This window comes from Gilvimarinus gilvus, from assembly GCF_030518155.1.
Lineage (GTDB): Bacteria > Pseudomonadota > Gammaproteobacteria > Pseudomonadales > Cellvibrionaceae > Gilvimarinus > Gilvimarinus gilvus.
Window position 1 is genome coordinate 1 of the sequence record NZ_JAULRU010000675.1, and the last position, 15,558, is coordinate 15,558.

The 15,558-nt window shown below is 47.8% G+C and carries 13 protein-coding genes and 1 pseudogene; 3 read left to right on the forward strand and 11 right to left on the reverse strand.

Annotation, left to right across the window (positions count from 1 at the left end; all coding sequences use genetic code 11):
• Window positions 1–206 precede the first annotated feature (206 nt).
• From QWI17_RS16770 to QWI17_RS16805, 8 genes are all read right to left on the reverse strand, one after another.
• Complete coding sequence (locus QWI17_RS16770; protein ID WP_302723674.1) at window positions 207–740, reverse strand: cytochrome b; 534 nt, start codon at window positions 738–740, stop codon at window positions 207–209.
• A 155-nt stretch (window positions 741–895) separates the two neighbouring features.
• Complete coding sequence (locus QWI17_RS16775; protein WP_302723675.1) at window positions 896–1,708, reverse strand: LytTR family DNA-binding domain-containing protein; 813 nt, start codon at window positions 1,706–1,708, stop codon at window positions 896–898.
• A 126-nt stretch (window positions 1,709–1,834) separates the two neighbouring features.
• Window positions 1,835–2,848 carry a tetratricopeptide repeat protein gene (locus QWI17_RS16780; RefSeq protein WP_302723676.1) on the reverse strand — a complete coding sequence of 338 codons (1,014 nt, stop codon included), beginning with the start codon at window positions 2,846–2,848 and terminating at the stop codon, window positions 1,835–1,837.
• 86 nt (window positions 2,849–2,934) lie between these two features.
• Window positions 2,935–3,801: a CPBP family intramembrane glutamic endopeptidase gene (locus QWI17_RS16785; RefSeq protein ID WP_302723677.1), complete on the reverse strand. Its 867-nt coding sequence runs from the start codon at window positions 3,799–3,801 to the stop codon at window positions 2,935–2,937.
• 144 nt (window positions 3,802–3,945) lie between these two features.
• Window positions 3,946–4,824: a transporter substrate-binding domain-containing protein gene (locus tag QWI17_RS16790; protein WP_302723678.1), complete on the reverse strand. Its 879-nt coding sequence runs from the start codon at window positions 4,822–4,824 to the stop codon at window positions 3,946–3,948.
• Window positions 4,825–5,067: 243 nt separating this feature from the next.
• Entirely contained in the window at window positions 5,068–7,446 is a 2,379-nt protein-coding gene (locus tag QWI17_RS16795; protein WP_302723679.1) for an ATP-binding protein, read from the reverse strand.
• Window positions 7,447–8,057: 611 nt separating this feature from the next.
• Complete coding sequence (locus QWI17_RS16800) at window positions 8,058–8,810, reverse strand: SDR family oxidoreductase (RefSeq protein WP_302723680.1); 753 nt, start codon at window positions 8,808–8,810, stop codon at window positions 8,058–8,060.
• Window positions 8,811–8,959: 149 nt separating this feature from the next.
• Window positions 8,960–10,072 (reverse strand): serine hydrolase domain-containing protein, encoded by a 1,113-nt coding sequence (locus QWI17_RS16805; RefSeq protein WP_302723681.1) that lies wholly within the window; start codon window positions 10,070–10,072, stop codon window positions 8,960–8,962.
• Window positions 10,073–10,647: 575 nt separating this feature from the next.
• On the opposite strand from QWI17_RS16805, the gene QWI17_RS16810 reads away from it, so the two are divergent.
• Complete coding sequence (locus tag QWI17_RS16810) at window positions 10,648–11,523, forward strand: hypothetical protein (protein ID WP_302723682.1); 876 nt, start codon at window positions 10,648–10,650, stop codon at window positions 11,521–11,523.
• 423 nt (window positions 11,524–11,946) lie between these two features.
• The gene (locus QWI17_RS16815; RefSeq protein ID WP_302723683.1) at window positions 11,947–12,645 is read left to right on the forward strand and encodes a hypothetical protein; all 699 of its coding nucleotides are present in this window, start codon (window positions 11,947–11,949) and stop codon (window positions 12,643–12,645) included.
• Window positions 12,646–12,805: 160 nt separating this feature from the next.
• On the opposite strand, the gene QWI17_RS16820 is transcribed toward QWI17_RS16815, so the two are convergent.
• Complete coding sequence (locus tag QWI17_RS16820) at window positions 12,806–13,756, reverse strand: AEC family transporter (protein WP_302723684.1); 951 nt, start codon at window positions 13,754–13,756, stop codon at window positions 12,806–12,808.
• Window positions 13,757–14,225: 469 nt separating this feature from the next.
• Between QWI17_RS16820 and QWI17_RS16825 the strand changes: the two are divergent.
• Window positions 14,226–14,318: pseudogene (locus QWI17_RS16825) on the forward strand (nitrogen fixation protein NifB); the annotation flags it as partial.
• Between the two features lie 69 nt (window positions 14,319–14,387).
• Here QWI17_RS16825 and QWI17_RS16830 read toward each other — a convergent pair.
• Together QWI17_RS16830 and QWI17_RS16835 are read right to left on the reverse strand one after the other, a co-directional pair.
• Window positions 14,388–14,900: a hypothetical protein gene (locus QWI17_RS16830; RefSeq protein ID WP_302723685.1), complete on the reverse strand. Its 513-nt coding sequence runs from the start codon at window positions 14,898–14,900 to the stop codon at window positions 14,388–14,390.
• A gap of 210 nt (window positions 14,901–15,110) precedes the next feature.
• Window positions 15,111–15,269: a PFL_1563 family small protein gene (locus QWI17_RS16835; protein ID WP_302723686.1), complete on the reverse strand. Its 159-nt coding sequence runs from the start codon at window positions 15,267–15,269 to the stop codon at window positions 15,111–15,113.
• Window positions 15,270–15,558 lie beyond the last annotated feature (289 nt).

The window sequence follows — 15,558 nt, forward strand, 5'->3', positions numbered from 1 at the left end:
CACAGAGATCGGAAAGCTCTGCAAGCCCCGAAGGGCACGGCCAAAAAGTCCATCCGCTGTGTTGCACCTCTTGCCAAGGACTATGGCCATTGCCTGCGAAGCGCGCCTTGCCGAGTGAACGTTTTGACTCGCGCAGAGACCACTGGAGACTTGATCAGAGGCTCCCTAGTTTATTTGGCTCGGTATAGTGCGGGGAAGCCTCATTATCAAGCCCTCCCCACCATTCTGCGCAATGTCGCGTCTTTGTCGATACAGTGATGCTTTAACGCCGCAAGAATGTGCAGCGTTAACAATACAGACAGGGTGATAGCAAACATCGTATGTAACCGATAGCCCAACGCGGCGAGCGGTTCACTAATTGGCACCGCGCTGCCCGCGGCGTTGAAGTTGCTGGGCACGATCTCAACCCCAAACAACGCCACACCGTAGCCACCGAGCCCGCTCAACATAAAGCCCGAGGCGGGCATTAATACCAGCAACAACAAGATCAGCCCGTGCGCTAAGCGCACCGGAAGCTCAAGGCGGGTGCCTTGGGTACTGGAAACCCAGCGCTGCTGGGATCGCCAATAAAGACGCAAGGCAATCGCTACTGCCGCTATCACCCCAAAGGACTTATGCCAGGGATACAAGCTATAAGCTTGCGTATTGACCATAAAAAAGCCACTGATCAACATAGCCAGTATTAGTGCGGCCATGGCCCAATGAATCAGTCGGATAGAAAACTGGATAGGTAACGTCATGGTGTTTTACTCCGGTCAACAGTAAAAACACTATGTTAGAACGGAGCCTACAGGCGCTCGACAACAGTGGGATCGACTCCACGGTTTTGGGGTTAACTCGCCCAGGAGGGGAATCAATGTGGGACAAAAAGCCCAAATATGTGATGAATACAGACTTAAACTGCCGCCTGCACCTGCTTCAGAGCAGGCTTGTAACGCTTACTGACTGGTACCACATGCTGATTAGTAAGTGTGGCAACGGCAGCGCCGTTTTCCGCGTTGACCAGCGACTGCAATTTTTCGGTATTAATGGCATAACTGCGATGAACACGCATAAAAGCTTTACCCGGTAACTTCTGTAGTAACTGCGCAAGCGTTATACGTTTCAGGTAGATCTCGGACTCTGTAGCAATTTCGACATAATTGCCCGCCGCCTTTAAACTGAAAATATCAGCTGACGGCAAATCGATTCGAAGGCCGCGCTTCTCGACATCGATATAAACCGCTGTGTCTTGTAAAGTATCATCCTTGTCTACAGCCGCGGAGCGAGTCGGCCCTTCAAAAAATAGCCAGCAAACCACCACTATGCAGTACGCCGAGGCGTATTTGGGCAGCATAATGACGGCTATGGTGCGCCAGTCATTGGCATACTCTCCGGTGTTCAGCCAAGCTCTGATGCTTACGGCCAACAGCAAACAAACAGTAGCGCCCAGCACGAGCGTTATACCTAAGGGCATCTTATGAGGAACATTATTGGGAGAGCTACGACGCAGAAAGTAAATCAGAGCATGGCTCAACGCGAGCCAAATTAGCCACTCTTTAAGAAACCACAGATTGGAGTCGGCAAGGCTGTATACCTCAGGCGCCGCATACTCTCGCCAGACGAAGCAGTAAATATTGAATATCAACCAATAACATAACCAGCCCACATCATTCCAGAAGTAGGCACTTTTGCGATGGCTAACGCTGAAGACTGTAGATTGACTCATGGCTTGTTAACAATAATTTCGGCTAAGGCATGCTACCACAAAAACCTCACATGTATGCGCCAAGGGCAGGCTCGAAACTCGCAACGAGTGTGACGAGGATGGCGGCAGATAATCCATTTAATTGTTCTAAGCGTTAGATAAGGCATCAATCAAGTAACGCAGTGCGGGAATTTCGCCTTCCGTCTCGTATATTTCTACGTAGATCTCCCATGTTTGCCGATCGATAAATAAATCGGAGTTGGTGACAATTTCTTCAAGCTCTGTACCCAGAGACACCAATGTCTCCTGGATCTCCTCGCGGTAATCTGCGTAGTGCTGGATATCGCCGGGCAAATAATCCGTGGCGAACTTAGCCCCAATGACTCTCTCCAAAACGGTTTCACCGAATTCAAACAATACTTCCCCTCGCCCACCACAAGCCGCACGCCAATCCGGGTGCTCTGAATTCTCACGGCACATTCGATCAAAGCTCGATAGGTTTGGCATTGCATAGGCCGCACCGTAGCCTATGATACTGACAAAGTCCTTGTCAGTGAGATAACCGTTGCGGCGCAAATAGGCGTCGCCGAGCATAGCCAAATATTTCGCCTGATAAGCTTTACTGCCCGAAGCTCCCGCAGCATTCTGAATATGCTGCAGTGCCAGCTCAGTATCGCCATTTTCGTAGGCGCGATGCGCCAGTAGAACGTCCACCTCGGCATTATCTGGGTCAATCGCTTGCAACTCTAGCAATTCGGCCTCAGTCGCAACATACGCTCCGTCAACCCGTAACCTTGCAATCAAATACAACACCAATGCCCGCTCCGAGGTGTAGGCCAATAACTCTCTTAAACTCGACAAATAGTTCTCGTTTCTATGGCCACGAATAACGAGCAGCAAGAGTACGTCGCGCGGATCGGCCGACGGTTCAAGGTAGACGATTAAACCGTCCTCCTCATAACGTCCCTCTTCACCATCGGGATCAATTTTCGCTCGCTGGGTATCGGTACCCTTCGCTAAATGGCTGCCATCCTTGTCGACTGGTTCTTGCGCCGCCTCTTGCAGTTTACCAACCGGGCGCTCCGGTATAGATACAGAAGCCCAGTAGCCCACTGCCAGCAATATGGGCCCAATCATCAACATTAAATATTTGAAGCGCATTTTCCCAGCTCGATTTCCCTTAGGTGCAGCTATTTGATACATTGTGAAAGTTGAGGCCGCCCAATAACTTCTTGGGCCTCACATTTTCATCTTGCCATTTTTAGTACAGCCCTAATCTGGCCATGCTTATCAAACAATAGATACAAAACAACTAACAATACAGCACAAACGGGGATCCAGGGCCAGCTGGAACGAAACATCTCCATCGTATATTCATACCCATTGCCATAGTGGGCGATATAACCCCACTCGATAAACCAACAAACAAGATTGTTCACCGCGTGGCAAACAATAGGTACCCACAAGCTGCCAGAATAAATATAAAGGCAGCACATAACCACACCAAACGCGGTGGCACCGATAGGATCCGTATGCATCACACCAAATAGAATGGATGACCACCAAATTGCTTTCTTACGACTGTATTTCTCGCTCCAGCGGCGCAACAGAACCCCGCGAAACACCCACTCCTCAACCAGCGATGGCAAGACAATCAAACAAACCAAACCCAGGGCATTGGCCACAACCGGATAGTAGCCACCTGCCTCTGAAAAATAAACCAATGGCGGCAACGACACCACCCAGTACTCCACAAACCCCGGCGCAGTGTAAGACAGAGGAATGAACATCCCTAAAAAAACGACCACGGAAAAGAGAAAACTAAGCACGGTTAACTGTAAACCAACCGACCAACTGGCCACTCGGGGTTTACCAAAAAACTCCAGCACTTCTACTCCAGTCAGAAGAACCGCGATAGCGCCAAGCACCCCGAACAGAATATAAAGGTACAAGTAGTAAGCAATGTCGTACCAGTACCACTCCCAAAAAGCCTGGTCGAGCCAGTTATAAAGCAGGTTAGTTCCCGGCAAAAAAATCATAGGGAGCAACCAGAGCACCACAAAGTACCTGGCTTTTATTGGGTAGACAGCAGCAGTTGTCGCCTCCGTGGACATGATTGGCTTCCTTATGTTTTATTGCTGGGGGTCAATACTACAAAGTCAGGTGGGTTTAAGCGTGTCGTCACCTATCGAATTGGGTGGTGCGTACCCTAGTTTGCCGAGCTAACTCCAGGAAAACTAAAACCGTCCGTTTTTCCCTCACGGATTATACCAATAGCCATCATTCGATAGCGGGGTCTTTTTAGGAAGAAAAGGATTTTTCAGCGAAATCACCCTCCTGGCTGAAAGGTTGGATTTTTCCAGTGCATTGCGGATTTTCGGGTGTTCGAGAAAATATTTCTCAAAAGCGCCGTCGTCGATCATTTTCTTAAAGTTGCTTTCAATTAGATTTGCAAGCGCCTGATTTTCCTTATTGACGAAGAAATACATCGGTAGCGTATAGCTCAGGATCAGTGTTTGCTCCACCACAAGGTTATCTTTTTTATAGTGTTCCAACTCCTCCCAAGGCTCATGCAGCCCTCTAGGTAGCGCGTCGAACCGGTTTCCTTTGAGCATGCTGTAGAGCTGTTCGTGATTGAAAGCGGTTCGAACAGTAAAGCCGTTGGAGCGCAATATTTCGGCGTCTATCCAGCCTAACCCCTGCCCCATTGAAAAGCGTTTGAGGTCGGCAATGGTGGAAACATCGGCGATGGCGTCTGCATCGGCTTTATTGATAACGAGTAGGCGCTGGCCCAGGAGCCCTTTAAATAACGGAATACGAATTGGAAGAAGGCGTTGTTCGTACTCTTCAGAGGTGGCAATCCAAATAACATCGACAATGTTGTTTTGAAGGTATGCCACATTTCGGTTCTGGGAACTAGAGCGCTCGTAATGTGCAATAGAATGTGCTTCATCGTCATAACTGAGTATGGCGCGCAATAGATCAAGGCAGTACTGATCATGCACGCCATCGATTGGCTCGGTAACAATCGATGTGGCGGAGGTATAAGTGCTGAGAAGCAGGCCCCAAATAATAGAAACCGTGAGTTTAACCAAATAGACCAAACCCCAATAAGAAATTGTAATATGAAGGAGCATAGGCCAACGGCTATTAAAGTCAACTATATTGCGTAAACCATAGAATTAGCCTACAAATTGCCGATACTCATTGGCGGCAAAGTACTCGGTTTACTGGCTACCTGGCAGTAAGTTTGACGTTGAATTGACATCAAAGCAATAGCACATCCAACTATTCAGAAACAATTCCGCGAAGTAGCCGTTGCGCCACAAAATAATATATAACCCAGTGAGCCCTGAGAATAAAACAGCTAAGTCATGAAGTTACTCAACCGGAAGAGAAAAGTAGAAACGAGTACCCTCCCCCTGAGATGTTTCAAAATTAATATTTCCCCTCATTTGGGTAATCAATTCTTTCGTAATGGCTAGACCAAGCCCTGTACCGCCAACCTGACGAGTGTCTGAGCTGTCTGCCTGCGCGAACTTGTGGAAGATTCGATCATGAAACTCTGCAGGTACGCCAGGGCCTTTATCCAACACGCTCACAGTTACCTTCCCTTCGGTACTCGCCACATCAACAATAACTTCAGACTCAACAGGAGAAAACTTAATGGCGTTCGACAGTAAATTGGCCATAACCTGCTTTAATCTCAACTCATCGGCCACTATATTAATGTCGCTTTCGCCACAAACTAGCACAAGAGTTACCTTTCGCTCAGCACCGTAGGACTGGTTCTCCTCGATGGTTTGCTCAATAACGGGCAACAACGGCATAGACTTCATATCAAAGTCTAATTTTCCAGCTGCAATTTTTTCAATATCCAATAAATCGTTTATGAGTAAGCTTAATCGTTTACTGTTTCGTTCAGCCGTTTCTAACAACCGACCCATTTTTTCAGGAACATCACCAAGGTGCCCACTCGCTATAAGCCGTATTGATCCACTAATAGACGTGATCGGCGTTCGCAGTTCGTGGCTCACGGTTGAAATAAATTCATTCTTAAAATTTTCAATACGCTTACGTTCTGAGACATCTTCAGCAATTCCCAGAAACCCCGAAAGCTCACCCGATTCGTTGTGAATAGGGGTCACCCTCAACATTACAGGAATTTGTTCACCATGCTTAGTCACAAATGTCCACTCGCGCGCATCCGAGCCGTCTCGCAAAGCGAGCTCTGTGAACACCCGGAAGCCTTCGATCTTCTCTCCCAATTGTTGCGAAAGCTCGCCTGCCCTGGTGTTAATCTCTGAGGGCAAGTGAAATAGCGCAGGCGTTTCTTTACCGACCAACTTATGGGATCCATATCCCAAGAGATTTTCCGCCCCGCTATTGAAAAGTGTGATAACACCTTCGGTATCTGTAGCGACTATGGCCATCTCCGTCGAGGCTCCTACTACATTTTTCAGCATCGTTGACGTATTTTTCAACTCTCGAGTTCGGCTTACGACTTCCTGCTCTAGGTTGGCTCGCATTCGATCAAGCTCTGAAAACGTTTCGGTTAATACATCGCTCATACCTTTCAGGCTATTAGTCAAGTTTGAGTACTCATGCACTTTGCTAGTGGGGAGCTCCGGTAGAGTATTTTGACGAATATGCTCCGGTAATTGCTTACTGATGTTTTCAAGTCTTTGCAAGGGTTTGGTCAGTACACGACTTAGAACGAAGCTTATCAACACACTTATAAGCGTCATTACGGCCAAGAATGAAAAACTCTTATCGCGTTGCAATTCAACTTTCTGAATCAGTGGCTCAGCCGGCTTATAAACAATCAACTCAGCACCAGCTAGGTTACTCAAGGGCTCACGATATAAATAGTGACCATTCTTCCATCTACTCATCAGGCTCCCGCCGGTGTCGGGAATCCAAACACTCAAGTTTGGGGCACTGGTTAACGACTTGCCATCTACTTTAGGCGATTCCGCTACGCCAACATTAGCTATGATTTCCCCACTGCGGTTGATCAGTGTTAATCCTGACACACCGGCGCTAGTGGAGTGACGCACCAGTTCACCCTCAAGTATATACCTCGTATTTGGTTGATTCTTAATCCGTTCGTCCGTCTCACCGAGCACACCTTCGAGCTCTTCGGCCAGCGTTTTCTCCAACTGCCCTTTGTAGGTGTAACTATCCATCACAACGGGGGTTGCACCAGCGATTAGAGTTAGAAATAGCAGCACATGAAAAAGCAGCTCATCCAACCGGATATCTTTTGGCAACCAATTGACGGAGCCATCTTGGTACAGCCAAATTATTACTTTTATCAAAATTCCAGCGATAAGAGCATTAAACAACCCGTTTAATAATTGCTTTAAAGCGACAATGGCGGTAGATGCGGCGTCCAAACCTAGAACTCCACCATAGAACAGAGAAACCAGCCAAAGACCGGCAACCAACCAATAGACTAAATCAGCCAACACCAGGTTTCGCAACCCCCGGCGATACAATACGCTCACCGTGACCGCTTCGAGCGCAAAGATCACCATCGCATACGGATGCCCCCAAAGCCCCCATGTATAAGCTCCTCCCACTGTCGCAACCACAACCGCTGGCCACAAGCCCAGCAACTTGACCGCCAACATCGCCGCCACAGAGCCAAAGATAAAATGCAGCCCAAACAGCAAACTCACATTGAGCATATTGCCCGCGAGAGCAAGCAACGCCAGTGCAATAATGGCTAATATTTGTTTATAGATTATCTTCATCACTTTCCTGCATAAAACCTAGAGCTCAACCCCTTTGACTCATAAAAAGCAAACGAACTAGCGAACACAAACGATTGGCACATCAAACATATGGCGCTATTTTCAACACCCCACCGCAATGTAATATTGAGCCTCAGCACTGGAAATAATAGCCCAAAAAGAGAATGAGGCCGACCTTCCTTTAGTTGTTGAGGGCAGATTGGTCAAATTTTACCCACACCGGTGCGACCAATGCGCAGGAGGTCTTACCGGCCGGGAAGCGGTATAGTCAGGGCAACGACAGACTACGATCTTCTATGTAGACGCCGCTCGCAGGTAATCACCACAACGCGGAGTTGTGCAGCTTGTAGAGAGGAGTAACGACCGCTAAGGCAAGGCCCGACCTTCGTAACGTGTGGCTTCTATGGTTCTGGCCCTAATGAACTTTTGATCCCTGCCCCCATGATCCACTTACTTCAAATAGTTAGCGTTGTGAGCACGGAAATACCGTACAATCAGCGATCAAGTTTTACTCATGGCGTGTAAATGCAAGCTGTTAAGGAAAAGTCTCGTGAAAAATGGTGACGAAGTTGGGGATGACGAAGTTGGGGACACCCTCAAATTTGCTAGCCTTAGAGCCCACCCGCCGGATCAACAAAACTTCCAGTTACAAATGATGACTTTTCCGTAGCCAACCATAAAATCGCCTGAGCAACTTCTTTGGGCTTTCCTCCTCGCTGCAGGGGAATTTTTGATTCTAAGCGTTGTACGCGATTAGGCTCACCACCAGAAGCGTGCATTTCTGTATATATAAGACCAGGACGGACAGCATTAACTCTTATTCCCTCTGCCGCAACCTCCAATGCTACTCCTCTTGTGAGCGAGTCGATTGCTCCCTTTGACGCCGCATAATCGACATACTCATTGGGCGACCCACTTTTTGATGCGCCAGACGAAACGTTTACGATAACACCTCCAGAACCGCCGTACTTTGTCGACATACGTTTAATCGCTTCTTTGGTACAAAGAAAACAACTCATAACATTCGTTTGAAATACTTCTGTAAATCTCTGCTCCGAGATTTCATCGAGCCGGCACTGCTGCTTCAGTATGCCTGCGTTATTTACCAGTACCGAAACAGTCCCCAGTTTACGATCTACAGTTTCAAATAACCTGGATACTGCTTCAGAGGCGGAAACATCTGCTTTAATCGTAATGCAATGGCCGCCTAGAGTCGTTATCTCGTCCTTAATTTTTTGTGCCGCGCTATCATTTCGAAGGTAATTGATACACACAGCATACCCATTCTCGGCAAGAAGTTTTGCCGTCTCAGCTCCTATGCCCCGGCTGCCTCCTGTGACAATAGCTACCTTATCTTGCACCATGATTCTCCTTTGTAGAACGCCGCATTAATCAGAATATTTTTATGGGTTATAATGTAAAGCGAACCGGAACAGTTCATGAGTATGTGGAGTGAAGCCTATGACACTAATCTGTGGCTGTCCTATACGTTGATGCTCTTCCAAGCTCACACTTAGATTGCAGGTTTTGCTATTGAATCCCAGTTGTATAGTGTTTCAATTCGCTCCTTCACTGCGCTCACAACAGCCGTACCTTGATTAGCGTTAGTCATCATGACAAAACCGTACCCTTTAAGCTTGTGAGCGAACAACCTACAGCGGAACCCCCAGTTGCCACCACCATGCTCAAAAAACCATCCTTGCCCTTCCTTTAAAATTCGAAAGCCCAAACCATAATCGCCCACTCCAACAGGGTTGACCATTGATTGCGCATGAGCCTGATCCAATACCGTATTACTTGTGCCTAATATAGACTTTTGCACTTCGATAACGAACTTGGCCAAATCAGTGGGCGTTGTCCAAAGGCCTGCAGCCGCCAACTCAGGATACACCCTCCATTTAACATCAAGCGCCTCTCCACTTGAGCCATGAGCCCTTGCGGCGTTTAGATCTCGTGCTGAGTCTAATGGTTGCTCAAAATAGCTATCGCACATTTTTAGAGGGCCTAGAACAGACTTTTGCAAGATTTCCGGATAAATTTCACCCATTATGTCTATCAGTAGCTGCTGCAAAATTACCGACCCGGCACCAGAATATTTAAAGGCTTCGAATGGCGTTCTGGAAAATTCTGGTTTGGCAACATTTGACAAAGAGTGACCGGTAATGATGTCCGCAATGGTGGGCAGCGGCTTCCCCGGTTCGTAACCGGGAAAGCCAAACCCATCGCCTAGCCCCGAAGTATGACTTGCCAGCATACGAGCCGTGATGGGTATATTTGAATATGGATTATCGGGTAAACGGAAACTTTTCAGCAGTGAATTAACATCATCATCCAGGCTAAAAACACCCTCTTGCACCGCTTTTAGCACGGCCATAACGTTAACCGGCTTACTTATAGAAGCCGCCTGAAAAAGCGTCTCGGTGGACACATTAGTACCGGCCAGAGCATCAGCCTGACCGTAGCCTTTGGCCCAATGCAGCTGAAAATCCTTGATCACCGCCACACTTAGCCCCGGCACACTATGCCTGGCCATAATCTGCGGAATCGTCAGGCCATCGTACCCCTGCCGATTGGGTTGTTGCGGGCCTTCAATAAGCTTAATGATTTCGTGAGTATCTAAATTCAAAATTCACAGTCTCCGTCGGCAATTATTATGAGTATGTCAGCTCGATTGCCCACTGTAGCCGGCGGACAATAAATGTACATTTTCAGAACAATCATAATGCCACACAGTCTTTGTACACAAGTGCTCGATGTGGACGTTAATTGATTTTGGTTAACCCGAAGCCGGGGTCGTATATGGAGGGTTAGCGGCGTTACCCAAAAACTGGCTAATCTCATATTGACGTTAAACGCCTGGATGCTCTTGGAGGGTAGAGAAGCCTGCGGCCGAAATTAGCCACTAAAACCCGAAAAATTCTCTGGGTAATTCGCCACAAACCACTTGCGCCAAACGACTGCCACGAAAAACCCGAACAAAGGGGCGCGACTCTCAATGTGTGGGTTATTTCCCATATTTTTTCACTCTTGCATGCTGGATGATGGTCTCGCATTGACTTGAGTGGCAGCTAAACACTTTCATAGTTCTTCCTCTTTTGCATCACATTGTTTTCTCATTTTTTCGTTAATTTGAAAGCCTGCTTCGAACTTACTATTAAGAGTTGTTCGGGGCTCCATAGGTGATGGTGGAGGGAATTAACAATGAAGAAGTCTATCACTGAAGCAGTTTTGTGGGCGAGCGTGCTGTTGCTATCACTGTCAACTGTAGACGCTAAAGAAAATGAGTTATTCGGGCTAGACCCCAAGCCTCCCATATTTAGTTTAGATGTCGCCGACTCTGGTTACCTAGCGCTATGGGAGCCTCAGAATATATTCACGAAAAATATTCAAATGAGTGCAATGGATAATTTTGATAAGTCACTTCATTGGGAGCGGAATCGGTTCGATGTGCAGTTTCGCTGTGACGAGCAAGGCACTAACGATACTTGGTTGTTGCCCATGATTGAAGAACCTCAGACTTGCGCAGCAGTAGACTCTTTTGGGTCCTCAAAGTGCAATACTAACCTACAGTATACAGACCTATTTGAAGATATTGGTGCGCAGCTAACGCTGGCCCCTCTTCAATTCGAGTCTATTGAAGAGGCAAGACTAGCCGCGGCTAGCCGTTTACCCCACGAGGCGACTAAGGAAGCAGGCTTCATTCTCTATGAACTAGCGGACGGTAGCGTTGGTATAAGTGATCAGCTTCCAGGTAGTGGCCACTCTCTAGATCCCTTCTCTCTGACAAGACAGGGCGAGCAAACGATGACGGCGAAGGGATATCACGGTATTGATGGCCATTATCCGGTCCTGGAAATACTACATTCTCATCCGCCTCACAGTAATCATATGCATTCTGGTGGGGCAGGAAAGGGCGATGTCTATATTGCAGAAAGTCTTGGTGTCAGTGTGTCGGTGGTACACGACGGTGAAATTCGTCTCTATATACCTACAGGGAGAAACCTCAAAACTACATTTCAGCGGACCAGTGGGGAGTTAGTAGCTCTATTGAATACGTCAGATGTGGAGACTCTATAAAAGCTTCAGGGAGGTAAGGTAGAAAAGAAAAATCTGAGCTTCGATATAGGGTGGGCACTTGGACTGCCCGCTTAGCGGGATGCATGGGGCACGCGGCCCCGTGAAGCTGGGAAGCTGGGGACACCCACAAATTTGACAATGCCACACCCGTGAGCCAAAGTAAATTTAGACTTTAGGTATTGCACCGACAACTCGAGGACGCCCACAAATTTGCTAACTCTGGGACACCCACAATTTGACAATACTTGAACTACCTTTAAATACCGGCGCTTTTCTATGCGATATTGCAATTATTTGGCCATTACTCTCTTCACACTGTTGCTACTCTGCCCAATAACATTCGCTGACGTTTTTTATTCAAGAGGCGCCCATATTCTGTTCCCCCAATATGGGGATGTAGTGGCTCCTAAGGTTAATATCATTGTGAGTCGTTGGTCAGCCCCCAGGTTCACTCAAAACGCCAACGAAGACTTACGAAGCCTGGTTTTTCTTACGAACGAAGAAGGACGCCATATTAATCTATTCCCGTCAAATAACGGGCTACATCCATCAGAGCCTTTGAACGAAGGTATCTACACGATTCGCCTAGCGTCGGGCAGACACAAGACGAAGCAAATAAAATTTCGTGTTTCAAGGGACATCCCTATCCCAAAGCTGAATACACCGATTGATTTTCATTGGAACTTAAAAGTTTTCGATTATCCACTTGGCTACGTCTACAATACCTGTTTCAAGCAGGAGCCCTGTCACCAGCACTTCATTACCGCTCAGTTCGATACTAAGCCTCTCGCCCCCAAACAAACCTTCGCCTACTATGAAGTCGGCTTTATTTCGAGATTTGGCCCCCACTCCAAACAAGCACCTTTTGAATCAACTATAGAAACTCAGGGATTGATACAATCAAAAGGAACTCCCGTATTCAACCATCGCTGGGGGTTGTCAGACCCGGTAGATAAGTGCCTAGGCGTTATGGTTCGCGACGGCTACGGCCAGAGCTTGGGCCCGATATACTCCTGCCGCCCTCGAAAGTACATTAAAGGCTCAATATTAGAACACACAAGCTGGCAAGCTAAGCGTGAAAACTGGGAAGAAATTGAAGATTGGGTTTACTATGACCGATAGAAACCCTGGCCTCGCGCAATGGGGATAACTCGGGGGTAATCCCCCCATTTTTAACCGATGAAGCTGGGGACACCCACAAATTTTGACAACTCAGCCCTTGAGCCAGGTGACGATCCGCTGGCCTCAATCCTAGGACGCGCTGCATACACGAGGTGATCACCTACAGCGACGCCTTAACAAGCCACAACCCGATAGTAAGGCTGACCAAGCTGAACAGCGTTGTCTGCACAATCATCGTCGCCGCTAGAGCGGCATTTCCGCCCATGCCCCGCACCATGACAAAGCTTGCTGTGGCGGTGGGTGCAGCCGCCAATAAAAAAACCACCGCAACCGCATCTCCCTTAAGCCCCAATAGTAGCGCTAACGTCACCGCTATTACCGGCGAGATCAATAGCTTCCAGCAGCTAGCAGCCAGTACGCCGTCGCCCATTTGGCCCAGCGATTTCATGCTGAGCGATCCGCCAACACACAACAGCGCCAGTGGCAGAGACATGTCTCCCAGATAGCCCCCCGCTCGCCGCACGGGCTCGGCGATAGACGGGCCCCAAGCGCCGTAAATCAGCCCAGCGACAATGCCGATAATCAAAGGGTTGCGCGCAATGGCCGCAAATACGCCGCTAAAACCACGCCCGCCGTCTAGGTCCCGGTTAAGAGCGACTAAGGATAATACGTTGTACAGAACAATGGTGACGGCCAAGGGCAGAGCCGCCATAGCGATTCCTTTCTCTCCATAGGCATTCGCGCAGTACGCCAAGCCGATAATAATCAGGTTGCCGCGAAAGGCCGCCTGGGTAAGAACCCCTCGGTCTTTCTTTTCTCGCACAAACCAGCCGGCCGTGGCAAAGCTCAATACAAAAACGAGCAAAGCACCGGCGACAACGGCAAACATAATGCGACCATCAGTAACCGCGCCAAAATCCGCGGCAGCGTTACTAAAAAACAACAGCACGGGCAACCCGACGGAAAAAACCAAACGTGAAGCGGTGTTGATAAACGCTTCATCTATCAGCCTCACACGACGCAATACCGCCCCTAGGGCAATCATCAAAAATATCGGCGTGCTTACCGATATCGAAAAAATAAAGGTGGATAGTAAATCGCTGTTGTTCACAGAGGCTGGCACCAAGATATGAGTGTTTAGGGCCTGTTAACACTAATTAAATGCGCCTGCTGGAAGCCCCTGTTTTGAAAACAAGTGGTGTCTCCAGCTAGGCGACGTGAGCGCAGCTTGGTTATTCCAAATAAGTGACTGGCAACAACGCTGGGGGCAAAACTGGCTTCAGCCCTCGGTAATTGCTCCTGCATTGCTCTAATACCTTGCGTCCATGTAAGTATTCGGGTTGCGGCTAATTAGTGTTAACAGGCCCTAGTTAGCTTCCGCTTTTTACCGAGGTTCTGTCAAGGTAAAGGCGGTGGCTTAACGGTTTAAGCTTGTCGTGAGTGTGTCTGGCTCGGGTTCCGTGATTATTTTTCGTGAAGCTGGGCGTGAAGCTGGTTACACCCACAAATTTGACAATGCCACACCCGTGAGCCAAAGTAAATTTAGACGGTAGATATTGCACCATGCTCAAGGAGGAGCCATGACCCAACCACGCAAACGGTTAATTTCTCTCGACAATACTCCTTCCTATCACTGCGTATCTCGCTGTGTTCGACGGGCATTCTTGTGTGGCTCAGGGATTTAACTCCTGGACACCCATATAATCCCTCAGTAGTGAAGACGCCACACTTATTCTAAGTTCCTAAAGCTTCAACTTCGTGCTTTGTATTTGGCCTTCGGCAATGGACACTTTTTGCATAACGCCACCACCCGCTAATGCCTCGCCCTCTGGCCAAATAATAAAGGCAATTAAGTAATACTTGCCCGCGGGAACATCGTGAAAGACAAACCTGTGTTTATCGTCACACTCTGCGCTCAAATTCAACTCATGATATTGCTCTGCATCAGGAATAAATTTTGGTGGGTTTTCTGCCATTAAAATCTGCCCCTCTGAGTTATTGCCATAGGTCAGATAAATCCGCTCATCCGCATATGCCGCCGACGGCAACAACTCGACGTGAAAATCACCACACCCCAGATAGGATCCATCGGCAAGCTTCAAATAAGCACTACCATGTAAAGTTGCTGTACCAGGCTCTTGAACCCAAGACACCTCATCGGCATTAAAACGAGACTCTAATGCAAGCGGCTCTTGCGCGTAAACACCAATCGGAATGACAAAAAATAAAATGACAAGTAAGGTACGTAACATCATAAAAATCCATTTGAAAGTGTAAACCCATCACAAAACAGGTATATCGTGGTCTGCATGGCCGTTTTCCCTGAGTTTTTTCGGGAGACTGCTGGCTAGATTGTCAGGAGGCAACATGCCTAGCTAAAGACGCTTCATCGCCACTCTACAAAAGCTGGGTATCTTATTAGGGTGGAGTTTGCTTATTGAGTAATTCGATACCAAGTAACGAGCTTATTTATTCGAACTAGCTAACTTCGAGGCCGAAGGGTAAACCTGTCCACTGGTGCCTTTACCTACATATTCAATAGTTCCGCCAGCCTTTAAAAAGGCAGCTGTTTGCTCCTCAATAGTGGTGGTACTTAGTGATGCTTTTGTAGGCTTCTTATCCATTATATTCTCCCAACCTTGTTATTTAACTCACCAGCTACGATAACATCCATTTCTTAATAGACAAGATTTTATTGCAGTAAACGCTAACTCCTGGACACCCATATAATCAGCCCATGTGGGATAGCGCGCCATAAGTTTCATCTGATCCGAATGGCACTTACTTAAGCTTTTTCGGATGACCACTCTTTCTGACTTCTTCGCGTGCTTGATCTCTTGGTTTTAACAGTAGTGGGAACGGTTTTGGCCTTCTCTTGACGGCTCGGGGCTCTATACGCCTAGGTCGATTACC

Excerpts from the sequence above, each read along its gene's own strand:
- QWI17_RS16830 (WP_302723685.1), bottom strand. The coding sequence starts at position 14,900 with ATGATGTTACGTACCTTACTTGTCATTTTATTTTTTGTCATTCCGATT.
- QWI17_RS16780 (WP_302723676.1), bottom strand. The coding sequence starts at position 2,848 with ATGCGCTTCAAATATTTAATGTTGATGATTGGGCCCATATTGCTGGCA.
- QWI17_RS16785 (WP_302723677.1), bottom strand. The coding sequence starts at position 3,801 with ATGTCCACGGAGGCGACAACTGCTGCTGTCTACCCAATAAAAGCCAGG.
- QWI17_RS16810 (WP_302723682.1), top strand. The coding sequence starts at position 10,648 with ATGAAGAAGTCTATCACTGAAGCAGTTTTGTGGGCGAGCGTGCTGTTG.
- QWI17_RS16775 (WP_302723675.1), bottom strand. The coding sequence starts at position 1,708 with ATGAGTCAATCTACAGTCTTCAGCGTTAGCCATCGCAAAAGTGCCTAC.
- QWI17_RS16795 (WP_302723679.1), bottom strand. The coding sequence starts at position 7,446 with ATGAAGATAATCTATAAACAAATATTAGCCATTATTGCACTGGCGTTG.
- QWI17_RS16835 (WP_302723686.1), bottom strand. The coding sequence starts at position 15,269 with ATGGATAAGAAGCCTACAAAAGCATCACTAAGTACCACCACTATTGAG.
- QWI17_RS16800 (WP_302723680.1), bottom strand. The coding sequence starts at position 8,810 with ATGGTGCAAGATAAGGTAGCTATTGTCACAGGAGGCAGCCGGGGCATA.
- QWI17_RS16770 (WP_302723674.1), bottom strand. The coding sequence starts at position 740 with ATGACGTTACCTATCCAGTTTTCTATCCGACTGATTCATTGGGCCATG.
- QWI17_RS16790 (WP_302723678.1), bottom strand. The coding sequence starts at position 4,824 with ATGCTCCTTCATATTACAATTTCTTATTGGGGTTTGGTCTATTTGGTT.